Origin of the sequence: Geobacter sp. (assembly GCF_030834625.1) — a bacterium.
GTDB lineage: Bacteria > Desulfobacterota > Desulfuromonadia > Geobacterales > Geobacteraceae > Geobacter.
On the sequence record NZ_JAUQXO010000066.1, the window covers coordinates 47,097 to 64,333 of the forward strand.

The following is a 17,237-nucleotide window of genomic DNA, read 5'->3' on the forward strand; positions in this document are numbered from 1 at the left end:
CCTATGATATCGATGCGGGGACGATCGTTGACCAAAACTTTGCGCTACAAGACCCTCTTACGCTTAACAACGCAACGGGTCCACTTCTTTTTGAAGGTCAGCTGGATAATGCCGATTACCAGTTCATATTGAGGTGGGATCTGCAGATTCCCGCCAATGGGTCGATAACCTTCGAGATCAATGACCAGTTTTCTGAAACCGCGCCGGTTTCGTTCTCCAAGAGCCACGCATCCTGTGTCAATTATGGCGGAGATGTCACCTATACGCTTTCGTACGATAATAGCCTGAATGGCAGTGGCCTCACCAATGTCAAGATCGTTGATCCGCTTCCCGCCAGCACGGTGTTCAAGGCGGTAACCGACGGAGGTGTTTTCAATTCTCTGAAAAAACAGGTTGAATGGAACATCCCGTCCGTCCCGGCCAACGCGACCCTGAAAACCGTGCAGACTACGCTGCAGAACAGTGCAACGAAGGATTTCACAAACCAGGCTTACATCTACAGTGACGAAGTTTTTCCTGTATATGCCTATGATCCGACGGTCCTGTGCGACCATCCCCCGATAATTACATCAAATCCTTCAACTCTTAAGGTTACGGTGGGGCAACCCTATTCCTATACGGTACTTGCCACGGATGAGGATGCTGACACTATTAAGTATTATCTGGACGCGAAACCAGCCGGCATGACAATCGACCAGTCGACGGGCGTGATTGCGTGGACTCCCGCTGCCGATCAGGTTGGTAAGCATACGGTTACCATAAGGGCGCAATCATTAACCCTTGCGGCCCAGCAGATTATTACGCTTGATGTCATTGGTCCCCCGGTCTTTATATCAACCCCAAAGACTACCGCCCTCATCGGGAGGACCTATAACTACTCTATCGCTGCCACCACTACGAGCGGTCTGGGTATTACTTACTCGTTGGTGACCGCCCCTGCGGGAATGCAGGTGAACGGCAGTGTCGTCAGTTGGACCCCTGCTACTACCGACGCGGGGCTCACCTACGATGTGGTCATCAAGGCAACCAGTGGAACTCTCTCTAGCACCCAGAGCTACAAACTGTTGGTAGATATAAACCATGCCCCAACCGTGTCGAAACCCACTGACCAGTCCAGCACGGTGGGGGGGGAAGTTTCATTCCAGATACTTGCATCCGATCCCGACAATGATGAACTCTACTATACGGCAACAGGTCTGCCGTCAGGGCTTGGGATCGATTATTACACTGGTATCATCATGGGAAAGGCTGCCACCACCGTGACACCGGGCACCTTTCCCGTGACCGTGACGGTCAAGGATCCGAGCAACGCGGCAGTAACTACAACATTTTACTGGATCATAACCAATGGCACGGTGAACAGTCCCCCGGTCCTGGCAACGATCGCCAACCAGACCCTGACCGAAGACACCGCGGCAACCGTCACCCTCTCCGCCACCGACGCCGACGGCGACGCCATCAGCTACACGGTCAGCGGCGGCAGCGCCGCCACGGTAGCGGCCAGCATCAGCGGCGCCACCCTGACCCTGACCCCCGCCGCCAACTACACCACCGCCACCGCGATCAGCTTCACCGTCACCGCTAACGACGGCAAGGGTGGCACCAACAGCCGGAGCTTCACCGTCACCGTCGGTGCCGTCAATGACGCGCCTTCTGTCACTAACCCGGGTGCACAGACCGGTGCCGAGGGAGCGGCGGTCAGCCTGCAGGTATCGGCCAGCGACCTTGACGGCAACACCCTGACCTACAGCGCCACGAGCCTGCCGACTGGCCTCGCCATCAACAGTGCTACCGGCCTGATCAGCGGGACCCTGGGCTACACCGCCGCCGGCAGCTACACCGCCAAGGTCACCGTAACCGACGGAACAGCTCCGGTAACGGTCAGCTTTGGTTGGACCGTAACCAATACTAACCAGGTGCCGGCTTTCACGAGCACCCCGCTCACCAGCGCCACCGAAGCGAAGCCTTACAGCTACACCCCGACCGCCAGCGATGTTGATGGCGACACACTTGCCTACAGTCTCACGGTTGCGCCCACGGGCATGACCATAACCAATGGCGTGATAACCTGGACGCCGACGGCCGCTCAATCCGGCACCCACAACGTCACCGTGCGGGTCAGTGACGGCACCGCCACCGCCGATCAGAGCTTCATAATCACCGTAAGCAAGAACAACGCGCCGACGTTCACAAGCACGCCGGCCACCACTGCCACCGAAGGGGGTGCGTACAGCTACAGCGCCAAGGCCACCGACGCCGATGGCGACACCATTACCTACAGTCTCGTCGCTCCGCCGATGGGGATGACCATCATCACCAGCACCGGCGCCATCAGTTGGACACCGACATATGACCAGGCGGACAGCTACCCGGTGACCGTTCGTGCAACGGACAGTCGCGGAGCCTCCGCCGACCAGACTTACACACTGACAGTCGCTAATATGAACCAGGCTCCGACCATCACCAAGCCTGCTAGTCAGACGAGTAACGAGGGAACCACAGTTAGCCTCCAACTCCAGGCCACTGATGCCGACGGCGATCTTCTTACCTACGGTGCCACAGGGCTTCCCCCTGGTCTTACAATCGACAGCACCACCGGTCTTATCTCAGGCACTTTGGGTTACAGCGCCGCCGGCACTTACAACATCACCGTGACGGCAAAAGATGCCACCACTACTGCCACTGCCACCTTTACCTGGACCGTGAACAATGCCAACCGCGAGCCGATAATCACTGCCCCCGCTAACCAGACGAGTGTCGAGGGTGCTGCAGTCAGCCTTCAGGTTATTGCTACCGATCCTGACGGAGACGCCCTCACCTACGGAGCCACGGGGCTTCCCGCGGGCCTCACCATCAACAGCAGCACCGGCGTCATCAGCGGCACCCTGGGCTACAGCGCCGCCGGCAGCTATAACGTTACCGTAACGGCGAAGGATGCCACCGCCACCGCCACCGTCTCTTTTACCTGGACCGTAACCAACACCGACCGTGCTCCGGCGATTACAAGCGCGGCTGTTACCACTGCCAACGTTGGCACCGCATACAGCTATACCGTCGCGGCCAACGATCCTGATGGGGATGCCATCAGCTACACCCTCACCACTGCGCCTGCCACTATGACAATCAGCAATGCCGGCGTCATCAACTGGACCCCGGCGGCTGACCAGACCGGTACCCAGAACGTCGTAGTAACCATAACGGCTGGTGGCCAGACAGCAACGCAGACCTTTACAATCACCGTCAACAATCAGGTTGTAAACCAGGCCCCTGCCATAACCTCGCAACCAGTGACAACCGCGTACAAGGACGGGTACTACTACTATCAAGTGACGGCTTCTGATCCGAATGGCGATGCCGTCAGCTACTCCTTGACCACCCGCCCGTCGGGCATGACAATCAATGCCACGACGGGGATCATCTACTGGCGTCCCCAGGATAGGGGTACCTATTCGGTGACGGTGAAAACAAGTGATCCCTCCGGGCTTTCCACAAGCCAGAGCTTCAAGGTTTCCGTAGTCGAAAGGCCTTCCAACAGCTCGCCGAGGATCACCTCGACGGCAGTGACGAAGGCAGTCGTTGATACCCTGTATAGCTATGATGTGAATGCAACGGATTCCAATGGTGACATCGTGTACTTCAGGCTATCGTCCGCACCGTCAGGAATGACCATTGACCTGGCTACCGGGCTCATCAGCTGGACGCCGACCGCATCCCAGACCGGCTCGAAATATGTAAATGTCGAGGCACTCGACACCAAGGGTGGGAAAACATCTCAAAGCTTTTACATCGCGGTTTCACAGTCATCCAACACCAATAGTCCGCCGGTGATTGCTTCAACACCGGTAACAACTGCCACCGTTGGAAGTTCTTATTCCTATGATGTCAATGCCACTGACGCCGACGGAGACATCATCACCTATAGCCTCGTTACTCCGCCGACGGGGATGACCATCAACGCAACCACCGGCGTCATCAGCTGGACCCCGGCGACTGACCAGGCCGGTACCCAGAATGTCATCGTAACTGTAACGGCTGGTGGCCAGACGGCAACGCAGACCTTCACGATCACTGTTAGCAATCAGGTGGTCAACAAGGCCCCTGTGGTTACCTCGCAACCAGTGACCACTGCCTACAAGGACGGTTACTACTACTATCAGGTTGTGGCTTCAGATCCGAATGGCGATGCAGTCAGCTACTCCTTGACCACCCGCCCGTCGGGCATGACAATCAATGCCACGACGGGGATCATCTACTGGCGTCCGGGGAGCACGGGCACCTATTCGGTGACGGTGAAAGCAAGTGATCCCTCCGGGCTTTCCACGAGCCAGAGCTTCAAGGTATCCGTAGTCGAAAGGCCTTCCAACAGCTCGCCGAGGATCACCTCGACGGCAGTGACGAAGGCAGTCGTTGATACCCTGTATAGCTATGATGTGAATGCAACGGATTCCAATGGCGACACCGTGTACTTCAGGTTATCGTCCGCACCGTCAGGAATGACCATTGATCTTGACAGCGGGCTCATCACCTGGACGCCGACCGCATCCCAGACCGGCTCGAAATATGTAAAAGTCGAGGTGATAGACAGCAAGGGAGGAAGAACATCGCAAAGCTTTTACGTTACTGTGTCACTAGCCGAAGGTGCTGTGAGTGCTTCATCGGTTAATTCGTGCGACGTTACCGACGATGGTCTGGTAACCGCCGATGATATCAAGATGATTATTGAGGGGAGGGAGACAGGCAACCTCAATCTCGATATCGACGGGGACGGCTCTGTGACACTCCTGGATGCACGCAAGTGCACTTTGGAAATGCAAAACTGAGGATTCGATTCTTTAAGTACAAACCCTGATGACTTCATGCTGAATGACGGGGAGGTGTCTATGACGCTTCCCCGTTGCTTTTTCTTTTCTGCTCTCCTCCTGGCTTCAGGGGAGTCGCCGGTATTCACGGTTGCCCCTGTTTTGGGAAAAATGATATAACCAGTCCATTACACATGACAGAGAGGTATTCTTGAAGGCTTCCCTGTTTCGTCGCATATGGGTTACGTTCTCAGCCCATGTCATCGGTTTCTATGCATCCACCATCAACCGGTTCCGGGTTAAAGGGATTGATAACCTGCCGAAGGATGGCGGGGTGCTGATCGCTTCAAACCATATCTCTGCCTACGAAACCATTTTCATCCCCTGGGCCGTCCTGCGGCACTATCCCCTGCAGATGGTCTGGGCTCCCGCCAAGGAGGAGCTCTTCCGCAGCCGCTTCCAGCGGTGGCTCTATGTTTCGTGGGGGGCGTTTCCCGTTAAACGGGGGCGTGACATTCGCGCCGGCAAGGTTATCAACGATCTTATCCGGACCGAAAAAGTGATGCTCTTTCCGGAGGGGACCCGGCACCGGGACGGAGTACTGGGACCGGGGAACCGGGGGGTGGGCAAGATCATCTATGACACGCGGCCTGTGGTTATCCCAACGGCCCTTGTGGGGCTCAACCGCTGGAAGTTCCCCGGTGCCGGCCAGGATGCGGCTATCGTCTTCGGGAAACCGCTCGATTTTGCGGACCTGTACGCTCGTGAGGACAACAAGGAGACTCATCAGTTGATCGTTGAGCGGGTCATGACGGCCATAGCCGATCTCCTCAAGGCGGAAGGAGCCTATGTCAACCAGGATTGAAATATTCAGCGATGGCGCCTGCAGCGGCAATCCTGGCGTTGGCGGCTGGGGGACCATCCTCCGGTCTGGTGACACGGAAAAGGAGCTTTCCGGCGCCGAGTGGGAAACCACCAACAATCGGATGGAGATGACCGGTGCGATCAGGGGGTTGGAGGCCCTGAAGCGCCCCTGCGATGTCGTCGTTACCACCGATTCCCAGTACCTGGTGAAGGGGATGAACGAATGGCTCCCGGGATGGATCAGGAAGGGGTGGGTGAACAGCAAGAAGGAGCCGGTTCTCAACCGGGACCTCTGGGAACGGCTCCATGAACTGTCGAAGATCCATCGGGTCCAGTGGGCCTGGATCAGGGGGCATAACGGTCACCCCGAGAACGAGCGCTGCGACGCCCTGGCTCGGGGAGCCATCGATGAATTGAGGAAGAAAGGGCAGGAGAGGCAGTGACTTACTTCATCGTTGAGGTTTCGGAGCAGGAGGTGAAGCGGGAGAAGGAGAAGGCCCGGGAGCTCCGCCGGAGCCAGTGGTGGAAAAACCGGGTGGCCCGCGGCGTCTGCCACTACTGCGGGAAGACCTTTGCCCCCGACGAGCTCACCATGGACCACCTGGTGCCCGTCGTCCGCGGCGGCAAGAGCTCTCGTGGTAACGTGGTGCCGGCCTGCAAGGAGTGCAACAATCGCAAGAAGTACCTCCTCCCCGTGGAGTGGGAGCAGTACCTGGATACGCTGAAAAGCGAATCGCCCGAAGGGGAAGGGTAGTTTTTACCGGCGGGCGGCATGAGGTGAACGTGCGGTACAAGGCAGTAATCTACGATTGCGACGGGGTGATGTTCGACTCCTTCGAGGCGAATCTCGCCTTTTACCAGCAGATCATGGCGATGATGGGGCGTGCGCCCCTTGATCGGTCTGATGAGGAGCAGATGCGCATCCTCCACACCTATGCCAACCGGGAAGTCCTTGCGCACTTCTTTCCCGACGGGCGTGACTGGGAAGAGGCGGTCCGCTGTGCCGGAAGCATTGATTACCGGGACCTGATTCCGCTCATGGTCATGGAGCGGGGGTTCCGCGAGACCCTGGATGCGCTCCGGGGACGCGTGGAGCTGGCCGTCTGCACCAACCGGTCCACCTCCATGGACACCGTCCTGGCGAGTTACGACCTCACCCCCTATTTCGGCTTCGTCATGACCGCTGCAAAGGTGGCCAACCCCAAACCCCACCCGGAGCCTCTCCTGAGAGTGCTTGAACACTTTGGCATCGAACCCCCGGAAGCCCTCTTCGTGGGTGACTCGGCCGTGGACCGCATGGCTGCCGAAGCCGCCGGCGTCCCTTTTGTTGCCTACAAGGCAGACCTCCCAGCCCTGGCATGCATCGACCACCATGGAGAGGTGCTCGGCCTGGTTCAGCCCTGAAGCAAGTAATCCCACCGCTTTTCCTGAAAACGTCCCTAAACCCCCAAAACCTCCGCCAGCCGCAGTACCTCGTCCTGGGGCCGTTTTTCGCCCTTGATCACATCCTCCAGCGGCGTGGCGAGCATGGCGTTGCAGGAGAGCCCCACCATAACCCCTGAGGTGCCGGATACGAGGAGTTCCACCGCCTTTTTGCCGAAGCGGCTTGCCAGGAGCCGGTCGAAGACGGTCGGGGCGCCGCCGCGCTGGTAGTGGCCCAGTACCGTGACCCGGGTCTCGAAGCCGATGGCGTCCTTGATGCTGTCGGAAATTCCCTGGGCATGGCCCGCACCTTCGGCGAGGATGATGATGGCGTTGTCGCGCCCCTCCTCATAGCGGGCCCGGAGTTGCTGGCAGATGTCGGCAAGGTCGTACTCGCGCTCGGGAACCAGGGCGAACTCGGCGCCGGAAGCGATGGCGGCGATGCTGGCCAGGTACCCCGAGTTGCGCCCCATGACCTCAATCACGAAGGCCCGGGCGTGGGAGCTTGCCGTATCCTTGATGCAGTCGACGGCGTAGATGATGTTGTTGAGGGCTGTATCGACTCCAAGGGCCATATCGGTGTAGGGGATGTCGTTGTCGATGCTGGACGGGATGCCGACCACCGGCAGGCCGAGCCGGTGCAGCGCCAGGGCGCCGGTCAGGGAGCCGTCGCCGCCGAGCACCACGAGACCCTCGACGCCCAGCTCCTTCAGGTTGTCCATGGCCTTCTGCTGCCCCTCGGGGGTCTTGAATTCCGGTGAACGGGCCGACTGGAGGAACGTTCCCCCCCGGTGGAGGATGCCCGAGACCGCCTTGGTGTCGAGGGGAACGGCATCCCCCTTCATGAGCCCCAGATACCCTTTCCTGAAGCCCACCACCTCAACGTTCAAGCGGAGCGCAGTCCGCACCGCCGATCGGATGGCGGCGTTCATGCCGGAGCAGTCGCCGCCGCTCGAAAGAATTCCAATTTTCTTCATGGTGTGTTTTTCTCCTGTCTGGTTCGCAGATATTCCATCCGTTCCCGGATCGTCTTTTCGTAGCCGTGTCCCCGGGGGGCATAGAAGGTCTTCCCCCGGATAGTGTCGGGAAGGTACTCCTGCAGGGTGTGCCCCTCATCGTAGTCGTGGGCGTATTTGTACCCCGCGTGGTACCCCAGATCCTTCATGAGCCGCGTGGGGGCGTTGCGGATATGGAGCGGGACGGGAAGGGCGCCGCTTCTCCTCACTTCCGCCAGGGCTGCGTCTATTCCCACGTAGGATGCGTTGGATTTGGGGGCGGTGGCCAGGTAGGTAACCGCCTGGGCCATGATGATCCGCCCTTCGGGCATACCCACGAGCTGGAAGGCCTGCATGGCCGCCACCGCCACCTGCAGCCCCCGGGGGTCGGCGTTGCCGATGTCCTCGGAGGCGAGGATCACCATCCGCCTGAGGATGAAGAGGGGGTCTTCCCCTGCCTCGATCATCCGCGCCAGCCAGTAAAGGGCGCCGTCGGGGTCGCTGCCGCGCATGGACTTGATGAAGGCGGAGATGACGTTGTAGTGTTCCTCCCCCCCCTTGTCGTAGAGGAGGGCCTTCTTCTGGGCCGCTTCCCGGGCCGCGTCCAGGTCGATCTCACCGTTTTCCGCCAGCCGCACCGCTGTTTCCAGGGTGTTGAGGGCGATCCGGGCGTCTCCCTGGGCCTGCTCGGCCATGAAGGCGAGGGCCTCGTCGGAGACGGCCAGGCCAAGGTTGCCGAGCCCCCGCTCCGCGTCGGTCAGGGCGTGGCGGAGAATTGCCGTTACGTCGTCGTCGGTCAGGGGATTGAGGACCAGAACCTTGCAGCGAGAAAGGAGCGGCGCGATTACTTCGAAGGATGGATTTTCGGTGGTGGCGCCGATGATGGTGAAGGTTCCCTTCTCCACGTAGGGGAGGAAGGCGTCCTGCTGGGATTTGTTGAAGCGGTGGATCTCATCCACGAAGAGGATGGTGTTGGAGCCCCGGTACTTCCGCTCGTCCTCGGCTTCCCTCACGACTTCGCGGATCTCCTTTACTCCCGAAAGGATCGCCGAGAAGAAGATGAAGTGGGATTTCGTGGCGTTGGCGATGACCCGGGCGAGGGTCGTCTTGCCCGAGCCGGGAGGTCCCCAGAAGATGAGGGAGGAGAGGGTGTCGGCCTCGATGAGCCGGCGCAGGAGCTTTCCTTCGCCCAGAAGATGCTCCTGTCCCCTGTACTCGGCAAGGGTGCGGGGCCGCATCCGCTCGGCGAGCGGGGCGTCCCTGCCTGCCTCGACTGCTGCGGTCGTGTCAAAAAGATCGGGCATCGGTCCGGCCTGCTTAGTCGAGGGTAACGTCGCGCTGGCGGTACTCCAGTACGGGGTGCACCTCAAGGGGCTTCACACCCCAGATCTCCCGGGCGTAGTCGGCAATGGTCCGGTCGCTGGAAAATTTCCCCATGCCGGCGCAGTTGAGAATCGCCTTGCGGGTCCACTGGTTCCTGTCCAGATAGAGGCGGCTCACCTCCTCCTGGCAGGCCACGTAGGAGGCGTAGTCCGCAAGGAGCATGTAGTGGTCCCCCTGGATCAGGAGGGTGTCGACGAGGGGGCGGAAGAGGTCCCGGTTGCCGGGGGAGAAGTGCCCCGCGGAGATCATGTCGAGGACCTTCTTCAGTTCTGCGTTCTGGTGGTAGTAGTCCAGCGGGTTGTACCCCCTGCGGCGCAGGTCCTCCACTTCGACAGCGTTCATGCCGAAGATGAAGATGTTGTCGCGCCCCACCTCCTCCATGATCTCGATGTTGGCGCCGTCGAGGGTGCCGATGGTGAGGGCGCCGTTCAGGGCGAACTTCATGTTGCCGGTTCCCGATGCCTCGGTGCCGGCGGTGGAGATCTGCTCGGAGAGATCGGAGGCCGGAAAGATCTTCTCAGCCAAAGAGACGCTGTAATTGGCGAGGAAGACCACCTTGAGCCGGTCGCCCACGTCAGGGTCGTTGTTGACCACGTCTCCCACGGCGTTGATGAGCCGGATGATGAGCTTGGCGGTGGCGTAGGCGGGGGCGGCCTTGCCACTGAAGATCACGGTCCGGGGGACGAAGTCGCCGTCGGGTTTCGCCTTGATCCGGTTGTAGAGGGTGATGACGTGAAGTACGTTCAGCAGTTGCCGCTTGTACTCGTGGATCCGCTTCACGTGGCAGTCGAACAGGGATTCGATGTTCACCTGGATGCAGTTGTGCCTCAGGATGTAGGCGGCGAGGTGTTCCTTGTTGGCCCGTTTTACCTCTTGCCACTGGGCAACGAAGGCGGGATCGTCGGCCAGGGGGCGGAGCTGCGTCAGTTTGTAGAGGTCAGTGGTCCAGCCGTTGCCGATGGCTGCGCCGATCAGGTTTGCCTGGGTCGGGTTGGCGCACTTGAGCCAGCGGCGCTGGGTGATGCCGTTGGTCTTGTTGTTGAACCGCTCCGGGTACATCTCGTAGAAGTCGCCGAAGAGGTGCTCTTTGATGATCTCCGTGTGGAGCGCCGCCACGCCGTTCACCGAGTGGCTTCCTACTACGGCCAGGTTCGCCATCCGCACCTTCCGCTCCCAGTGCTCCTCCACAAGCGACATCCGTTCCAGCTTGCCCGTGTCGCCGGGGAAGCGCGTGCGCACCTCGGCCAGGAAGCGGTCGTTGATTTCGTAGATGATCTGGATGTGCCGCGGCAGGATATGCTCGAAGAACCAGACCGGCCACTTCTCCAGGGCCTCGGGGAGAATGGTGTGGTTGGTGTAGGCGAAGGTCTTGGTGGTTATCTCCCAGGCGGTCTCCCAGTCGAGGCGGTGATGGTCGATGAGAACCCGCATCATCTCGGGAATGCAGAGGGCCGGGTGGGTGTCGTTCAGCTGGATCGCCGCCTTCTCGGGGAGAAGCCTCAGGTCATCGTGCTGCTTGCGGAAGCGGTAGATGACGTCGTGGACCGTTGCGGAGGCGAGGAAATACTCCTGCTTGAAGCGTAGTTCCTTACCCTCCGGCACGTTGTCGGCCGGGTAGAGGACTTTTGAGATGTTCTCACTGACCATCTTCTTCTCGACGGCCCGGATGTAGTTCCCTTCATTGAAGAAATTCAGGTCGAATTCCCGGGTCGACTTGGCGGTCCAGAGCCGCATGGTGTTGACGGTGTTGATGCCGTAGCCGGGGATGGGGGTGTCGAAGGCCATGGCCATGACGTCCTCGGTGTCGACCCATTCGAAAACGGTATTCCCTTCGGCATCCTTGCGCTCCACGACCTTGCCGTAGAACTTGACCGGATGGAGGTGCTCCTGGCGGTCCAGTTCCCAGGGGTTGCGGTACCGGAGCCAGTTGTCGGGAATTTCCACCTGGGCGCCGTCGACGATGCTCTGGCGGAAGATGCCGTACTCGTACCGGATGCCGTATCCGTACCCCGGGATCCCCATGGTGGCCATGGAGTCGAGGAAGCAGGCGGCAAGCCGCCCCAGGCCTCCGTTGCCGAGCCCCGCGTCCTGCTCTTGCTCCATGAACTCGTCCAGATCGTAGCCGAGGGAATTCATGGCCTCCCGGAATTCCCCGAGAAGCCCCAGATTCACCAGGCTGTTCTCCAGGGTTCTCCCCATGAGGAACTCCATGGAGACGTAGTAGATCCGCTTGGGGTTCTCGTTGTAGTATGCCTGCTGGGTGTCGAGCCACCGCTCCACCATCCGGTCGCGGACGGCGTAGGCAAGGGCGTTGAAGATGTCGTGGTGGGTGGAGGAGTACTTGTCTTTGCCGAGGGTGTATTCGAGATGCTCAAGGAACGACTTGATGGTGAGCATCAGAGAGTCGAGCTCGGTGGACTCGGGAGCGGCAAAGAGTGCTTCGTCGGTCATGGGATCACCTTACGGAAGGGCTGGCCGCAAATCCCGTTGTGGCGGGGTGTCAGTCCCCTAAACAGCGGAATTTCCATTGGACATGCCCCCTGATCTATGCTAGTAAATTTCAAGTTTATACCACAACTGCAGGGTCGGCACGATGAAAAAAATTGCCATCTTCGCCAAGGTCCACGACCCCCGCTGTCAGGGGGTGGCCGGGGAACTGATTGCCTGGCTCGAACAGCGGGGGATCGTTCCGCTCGTTGAAGCCCATTTTGCCCGCCATCTGGGGCTCTCCGGAATCGCCTCCGAAGATATTCCCGACCTGGCCGACATTGCGGTGGTTCTGGGGGGCGACGGCACCCTCATCTCGGCCGCCCGGCTCCTGGGCGCCCGGGAGATCCCGATCCTCGGCGTGAACCTGGGGAGCCTCGGCTTTCTGACCGAGATTACCCTGGACGAGCTCTATCCTACCCTCGAAGCATGTCTCGACGGCGATTACCGGGTCTCGGAGCGGATGATGCTCGCCGTCACCGTGGAGCGGGGCGGCGACACCGTTTTCTCCCACCGGGTTCTGAACGACGCGGTGATCAACAAGGGAGCCCTTGCCCGGATCGTCGACATGGAGAGCCTGGTCAACGGCCACTACCTCACCACCTACAAGTCCGACGGACTCATCATTTCGAGCCCAACCGGCTCCACCGGCTACAGCCTCTCGGCCAACGGCCCCATCGTCCATCCCGATCTCGAATGTCTCACCATCACCCCCATCTGCCCCCACACCCTCACCAACCGCCCCATCGTCCTGGAAGCAAGCTCCGAGATAACCATTCGCCTCATCTCCAAGGACGAGGATGTCTACCTCACCCTCGACGGCCAGGTGGGGATGGATCTGAAGTGCGGTGACATCATCCGGGTGCGACGGGCCGAGCACCGCACGCGTCTGGTCATGTCGCGGAGCAAGGACTATTTCGAAGTATTACGGACCAAGCTGAAGTGGGGTGAGCGGTAGTGCTCATCGACCTCTCCATCAGAAACCTCGCCATCATCGACACTCTTCATGTTCCGTTCCAGTCCGGGTTCACGGTCCTCACCGGCGAGACCGGGGCGGGGAAGTCGATCATCATTGACGCGGTGAACCTTATCATGGGGGGGCGGGCCTCCGCCGATCTGATCCGGACCGGCGCGGAGGAGGCGACCGTTGAGGCGGTCTTCGCCCTGCCCGAAGGGGTTCCCCTCACGGCCCGTCTGGCCGAGGCAGGGATCGAGTGCGATGGCGAGCTCCTCGTGAAGAGGATCGTTTCCCGCTCGGGGCGCAACCGGGTCTTTGTGGGGGGCGGGCTTTCCACCCTGGCAATTCTTGCCGACATCGCCCGGGAACTCATCAACATCTACGGCCAGCACGAGTCCCAGACGCTCCTGCGGACCGACAACCACCTGACGCTTCTGGACGGCTTCGGGGGGCTTCTGCCCATCCGGGAGGCATATGCGGCCCTCCACGGCGACTACCGGGGAACCCTCGACCGGATCCGTGCGCTGGAGGAGGGGGAGCGGGAGGCGGCCCGGCGGCTCGACCTCCTGGCGTTCCAGGCCGCAGAGATCCGCGAGGCGGCCCTGCGCCCCGGCGAGGATGAGGACCTGGAGCGGGAGCGGGGACTCCTTGTCCATGGCGGTAAGCTCCTCTGTTCGAGCCAGGAGGCCTTCGAAATCCTCTATGGCGAGGACGGCGCGGTTCTCGACCGGTTGGCTGACGTCAAGGGAAAGGTCGCCGACATTGCCGCCATCGACGAATCCCTGATGCCGCTCCTCGAATCCCTGGCGGGGGCCGCCGCACAGCTGGAGGACGCCGCTCTCACCCTCAGGGACTATGGGTCCCGCGTGGAGGCCGACCCGGTCCGGCTCGAACGGGTGGAGGAGCGACTCGATCTGATCCGGAGACTCAAGAAGAAATACGCGCCGACGGTGGAGGAGATCATCGCCTATGGCGAGGAGATGGAGCGCGAGATCGAGCTCCTTGAAAACCGCGAGCGGACCCGGGGTGAACTGGACGCTGCCCTGGAGAGGTTGCGGAAGGAGCTGGCAACGAAGGGGGGGGAGCTCTCGGCGAAACGCCGCGCCGCGGCGACGGAGCTGAAAAAAGCCATGGAGCGGGAGATTCACCAGCTTGCCATGAAACACGCCCTCTTCGAGGTCGATTTCGAGGTGTTCCCGGAGCCCCGGGCTGCGGGGCTTGAGCGGGCCGAGTTCCTTTTCTCCCCCAACCCCGGGGAGGCGCCGAAACCTCTGTCGAAGATCGCCTCCGGGGGGGAACTCTCACGGCTCATGCTGGCCCTTAAGCAGGTCCATCCGGAGAGCGACGTGCCGACCCTCGTCTTCGACGAAGTGGATACCGGCATCGGCGGAGCCACGTCGGCTCTGGTGGGGGAAAAGCTCAAGCGGGTGAGCAGGGGGCAGCAGGTCCTCTGCATTACCCACCTTCCCCAGGTGGCGGCCTTTGCCGACCATCACTATCTGGTCGAAAAGCGCGTGGAGGGGGGGAGGACCGCCACGGCCGTCACCCCTCTGGCAGGGGAGGCGCGGGTAACGGAGATGGCGCGGATGCTGGGCGGGGTTACCATCACCGACCGTACCCTCGAACACGCCCGGGAGATGATTTCTTCGGGACAGGGGCCCTGATGGACAGAGTCTTGCATCTGCTTTTCACCACCCCCCAATGTCGAGTCCCGGTCTTAAACGGAGTCAATTAGATGCAGACGATACCCATAGCCCTTGCCGAGCCGGAGATGGTCCTGGCCCGCGACGTGAGGCGGACCGACAATCCCCAGAGCCCCCCCATCTGCGGCCGGGGGACGACCCTTTCGGCATCGCTCATCGAGCGGCTCAAGAACCTCGGGATCAAGTCGGTCACGGTGGAGGGGCATCCGGTCGTCGTCGAGGGGGAGAAGACCCTGGACGACCTGCTGGCCGATCTGGACCGCCGGTTCAGCAAGGTGGCGGGCGTGCCGCTCATGGGGCGGCTGAAGGAGATCTACCGCGGGATCATCGTCCGTTCCATGGGGGGAGAGAGTGGGAAGTAAGCGCGACCAGATCCTCGAAATCATCCGGGACACAAGCTCGCTGCCGACTTTGCCCGGCGTGGTGACGCGGCTCCAGGCCCTGTCGGAAAACCGCAAGTCGACCATCGAGGAGATGGCGCGGCTCGTATCCTCCGACCAGATCCTTTCGGCCCGGGTGCTCCGGCTCGTGAACTCCCCCTCCTACGGTTTCTACCGGGTTTCCACCATCTCCAACGCACTCATCCTCCTGGGGGTGAATGTCGTCAAGAGCCTGGCCCTCAGCTCATCCATCTTCGAGATCATGGAGAAGACCATCGTCGGCCTCTGGGAGCACTCCCTGGGGGCCGGTGTGGCGGCCAACATCATCGCCCGGCACCTGAAGCTCCCCGAGGTGGAGGAGATTTCCACCGCGGCGCTGCTGCACGACATCGGCAAGGTGATCCTCAAGGAGAAGTGCGCCGTTGACTATGACCAGGTCGCCGGCGTCATGGAGCGGGACGGGCTCACCACCCTCGAAGCGGAGCGGGCGGTGCTGCAGACGGACCATCCCGAGGTGGGGGAGTGGCTCGTGCGCAGCTGGTACCTCCCCGACAAGTTGAGCGAGCCGGTGGCCTGCCACCATGACGTGGCGCGGGCCCAGTCCCACCAGGTGAAGACCGCCGTGGTGCACCTGGCCGACGTGCTCGTGAAGGCGAGCGGCTTCGGCTTCAGCGGCGACGACTACGTTCCCCGCATCCAACCCGTGGCCTGGGAGCGGCTCGGCATGACCGACGCCGACCTGGCCGTCATCGTGGAGACCCTCGAGGACAGGCTGGTGGAGGCCAGAAACTTCAGTCTGGAGATACAGGCCGCCGATGAGAGCTAACCTGAGGATAATCGTTGTCGCCGGTCCCCGGGGGGGAGACGGGAGCCTGGAGTTGCGCCTCCAGAGCAAGGGGTACCAGGTGGTCACCCTCACGGCCCCGGCCAGCGTCATGGGATTTATCTACTCGGATCCCCCCGACGTGGTCCTCATGGACCTGGCTGCACCCGACGGGACGATCCTCGGGATCATCCGCAGCCTCAAGGACGACTTCTTCTTCTCCACCATCCCGGTCATCGGGATGCTCCCCGAGCTGGGGGCCGAGGGATTCGACTGGGAGGAGTATCCCCTCGACGATTTCGTCACCATCCCACTCAATTACCGGGATCTCTTCAACCGGATTACCCTGTCGCTGCGGCGGCTGCGGCGGGTATTCGACAACAACCCCCTGACCAGACTCCCCGGTAACACCTCCATCCAGCGGGCCATCGAGCATGCGGTGGGAAAGCCCATGGCGGTCTGCTACGTGGACATCAACCACTTCAAGCAGTACAATGACGTCTACGGCTTTGCCCACGGCGACGAGGTGCTCCGGATGCTCGGCCGCATCATGGCCAACTCCGTCAAGGAGTCAGGTGAGGGGTTCGCCGGTCACATCGGCGGCGACGACTTCGTCTTCATCGTCCCGGCGGAGCAGGCCGAGGCCGTGGCCGAGCGGATCATTGCCAACTTCACCGCCATCGTCTCCGAACTCTTCAGCGAGGAGGAAAAGATGAAGGGGTTCTACGTGGCCCATGACCGCAAGGGGAACGAGGAGCAGGTGCCGCTCATGGGGATCGCCATCTCCATCGTTCCCATGAATTCGCCGAAGATCGGCCACTACGCCAAGGTGGCCGAGGTGGCGGCGGAGCTCAAGAGACTGGCCAAGAAGTCCCAGAAGAGCTGCTACGTCGTTGACCGGCGACACTAGCCGGAGACTGTCTCCGGACTTTCCCACCCATCCCACACAAGGAGACCCGCCCATGCTCCGCAAGGCCCAGATACGCGACGTCAAGAACATCCAGAAGCTCCTCACCCACTTCGCCAGCCGGGGAGACATGCTCTCCCGCTCCCTCTCGGAGCTCTACGAGTCGATCCGCGACTTCTACGTCTGGGAGGAAGAGGGGGAAATCCTCGGCACCGCCGCACTTCATATCATCTGGGAAGACCTGGCCGAGATCCGCTCCGTGGCCGTGTCGGAGGACGCGGGGCGGAAGGGGATCGGTACGCAGGTCGTGAACGCCTGTATAGCAGAGGCCCGTGAGCTGGGGCTCAAGCGGGTTTTCTGCCTCACCTACAAGCCCAATTTCTTCGGCAAGTTCGGGATGCGGATCGTGGACAAGGCGGAGCTTCCCCACAAGGTGTGGGGCGATTGCATGAAGTGCGTGAAATTTCCCGACTGCGATGAAATCGCAATGATTCTTGACCTCGAATAATTATCCGA

15 protein-coding genes are annotated in these 17,237 nt (G+C 61.0%); 11 read left to right on the forward strand and 4 right to left on the reverse strand.

Annotation, left to right across the window (positions count from 1 at the left end):
• Positions 1 to 44: 44 nt before the first annotated feature.
• Positions 45 to 554 carry a hypothetical protein gene (locus tag RCH91_RS15835; RefSeq protein ID WP_306535989.1) on the reverse strand — a complete coding sequence of 170 codons (510 nt, stop codon included), beginning with the start codon at positions 552 to 554 and terminating at the stop codon, positions 45 to 47.
• On the opposite strand from RCH91_RS15835, the gene RCH91_RS15840 reads away from it, so the two are divergent.
• The 5 genes from RCH91_RS15840 (at position 441) to RCH91_RS15860 (ending at position 7,067) form a co-directional block, all read left to right on the forward strand.
• On the forward strand, positions 441 to 4,820 hold the full coding sequence (locus RCH91_RS15840) for a putative Ig domain-containing protein (RefSeq protein WP_373694403.1): 4,380 nt from the start codon (positions 441 to 443) through the stop codon (positions 4,818 to 4,820). The genes RCH91_RS15835 and RCH91_RS15840 overlap by 114 nt on opposite strands.
• Positions 4,821 to 5,010: 190 nt before the next feature.
• A complete protein-coding gene (locus tag RCH91_RS15845; RefSeq protein ID WP_306535955.1) occupies positions 5,011 to 5,664 on the forward strand; it encodes a 1-acyl-sn-glycerol-3-phosphate acyltransferase in 654 nt (217 codons plus the stop codon).
• The gene (rnhA, locus tag RCH91_RS15850) at positions 5,648 to 6,106 is read left to right on the forward strand and encodes a ribonuclease HI (RefSeq protein WP_306535956.1); all 459 of its coding nucleotides are present in this window, start codon (positions 5,648 to 5,650) and stop codon (positions 6,104 to 6,106) included. The genes RCH91_RS15845 and rnhA overlap by 17 nt, the downstream gene beginning before the upstream one ends.
• Complete coding sequence (locus RCH91_RS15855) at positions 6,103 to 6,417, forward strand: HNH endonuclease (RefSeq protein ID WP_306535957.1); 315 nt, start codon at positions 6,103 to 6,105, stop codon at positions 6,415 to 6,417. The genes rnhA and RCH91_RS15855 overlap by 4 nt, the downstream gene beginning before the upstream one ends.
• Positions 6,418 to 6,446: 29 nt before the next feature.
• On the forward strand, positions 6,447 to 7,067 hold the full coding sequence (locus RCH91_RS15860; RefSeq protein ID WP_306535958.1) for an HAD family hydrolase: 621 nt from the start codon (positions 6,447 to 6,449) through the stop codon (positions 7,065 to 7,067).
• Positions 7,068 to 7,102: 35 nt separating this feature from the next.
• Here the strand turns inward: RCH91_RS15860 and pfkA are convergent, their stop codons facing one another.
• The 3 genes from pfkA to RCH91_RS15875 are packed head-to-tail and all read right to left on the reverse strand — an operon-like array spanning position 7,103 to position 11,914.
• Positions 7,103 to 8,062: a 6-phosphofructokinase gene (pfkA, locus tag RCH91_RS15865; protein ID WP_306535959.1), complete on the reverse strand. Its 960-nt coding sequence runs from the start codon at positions 8,060 to 8,062 to the stop codon at positions 7,103 to 7,105.
• Positions 8,059 to 9,384 (reverse strand): replication-associated recombination protein A, encoded by a 1,326-nt coding sequence (locus RCH91_RS15870; protein WP_306535960.1) that lies wholly within the window; start codon positions 9,382 to 9,384, stop codon positions 8,059 to 8,061. The genes pfkA and RCH91_RS15870 overlap by 4 nt, the downstream gene beginning before the upstream one ends.
• A 13-nt stretch (positions 9,385 to 9,397) precedes the next feature.
• A complete protein-coding gene (locus tag RCH91_RS15875; protein WP_306535961.1) occupies positions 9,398 to 11,914 on the reverse strand; it encodes a glycogen/starch/alpha-glucan phosphorylase in 2,517 nt (838 codons plus the stop codon).
• 142 nt (positions 11,915 to 12,056) lie between these two features.
• On the opposite strand from RCH91_RS15875, the gene RCH91_RS15880 reads away from it, so the two are divergent.
• From RCH91_RS15880 to RCH91_RS15905, 6 genes are all read left to right on the forward strand, one after another.
• The gene (locus RCH91_RS15880; RefSeq protein WP_306535962.1) at positions 12,057 to 12,908 is read left to right on the forward strand and encodes an NAD(+)/NADH kinase; all 852 of its coding nucleotides are present in this window, start codon (positions 12,057 to 12,059) and stop codon (positions 12,906 to 12,908) included.
• Complete coding sequence (recN, locus tag RCH91_RS15885) at positions 12,908 to 14,572, forward strand: DNA repair protein RecN (protein WP_306535963.1); 1,665 nt, start codon at positions 12,908 to 12,910, stop codon at positions 14,570 to 14,572. Before RCH91_RS15880 ends, recN begins: the two co-directional genes overlap by 1 nt.
• A gap of 71 nt (positions 14,573 to 14,643) precedes the next feature.
• Positions 14,644 to 14,973, forward strand: coding sequence for a hypothetical protein (locus RCH91_RS15890; protein ID WP_306535964.1), 330 nt, complete (start codon positions 14,644 to 14,646; stop codon positions 14,971 to 14,973).
• On the forward strand, positions 14,963 to 15,817 hold the full coding sequence (locus RCH91_RS15895; RefSeq protein ID WP_306535965.1) for an HDOD domain-containing protein: 855 nt from the start codon (positions 14,963 to 14,965) through the stop codon (positions 15,815 to 15,817). The genes RCH91_RS15890 and RCH91_RS15895 overlap by 11 nt, the downstream gene beginning before the upstream one ends.
• The gene (locus RCH91_RS15900; protein ID WP_306535966.1) at positions 15,807 to 16,724 is read left to right on the forward strand and encodes a diguanylate cyclase domain-containing protein; all 918 of its coding nucleotides are present in this window, start codon (positions 15,807 to 15,809) and stop codon (positions 16,722 to 16,724) included. Before RCH91_RS15895 ends, RCH91_RS15900 begins: the two co-directional genes overlap by 11 nt.
• Before the next feature lie 52 nt (positions 16,725 to 16,776).
• Positions 16,777 to 17,229, forward strand: coding sequence for an N-acetyltransferase (locus RCH91_RS15905; protein ID WP_306535967.1), 453 nt, complete (start codon positions 16,777 to 16,779; stop codon positions 17,227 to 17,229).
• The last annotated feature ends 8 nt before the right edge of the window (positions 17,230 to 17,237 follow it).

Coding starts and splice junctions, on each gene's coding strand:
- RCH91_RS15835 (WP_306535989.1), bottom strand. CDS start 554: ATGGTCGCACAGGACCGTCGGATCATAGGCATATACAGGAAAAACTTC.
- RCH91_RS15875 (WP_306535961.1), bottom strand. CDS start 11,914: ATGACCGACGAAGCACTCTTTGCCGCTCCCGAGTCCACCGAGCTCGAC.
- RCH91_RS15870 (WP_306535960.1), bottom strand. CDS start 9,384: ATGCCCGATCTTTTTGACACGACCGCAGCAGTCGAGGCAGGCAGGGAC.
- RCH91_RS15880 (WP_306535962.1), top strand. CDS start 12,057: ATGAAAAAAATTGCCATCTTCGCCAAGGTCCACGACCCCCGCTGTCAG.
- rnhA (WP_306535956.1), top strand. CDS start 5,648: ATGTCAACCAGGATTGAAATATTCAGCGATGGCGCCTGCAGCGGCAAT.
- RCH91_RS15905 (WP_306535967.1), top strand. CDS start 16,777: ATGCTCCGCAAGGCCCAGATACGCGACGTCAAGAACATCCAGAAGCTC.
- RCH91_RS15900 (WP_306535966.1), top strand. CDS start 15,807: ATGAGAGCTAACCTGAGGATAATCGTTGTCGCCGGTCCCCGGGGGGGA.
- RCH91_RS15890 (WP_306535964.1), top strand. CDS start 14,644: ATGCAGACGATACCCATAGCCCTTGCCGAGCCGGAGATGGTCCTGGCC.
- pfkA (WP_306535959.1), bottom strand. CDS start 8,062: ATGAAGAAAATTGGAATTCTTTCGAGCGGCGGCGACTGCTCCGGCATG.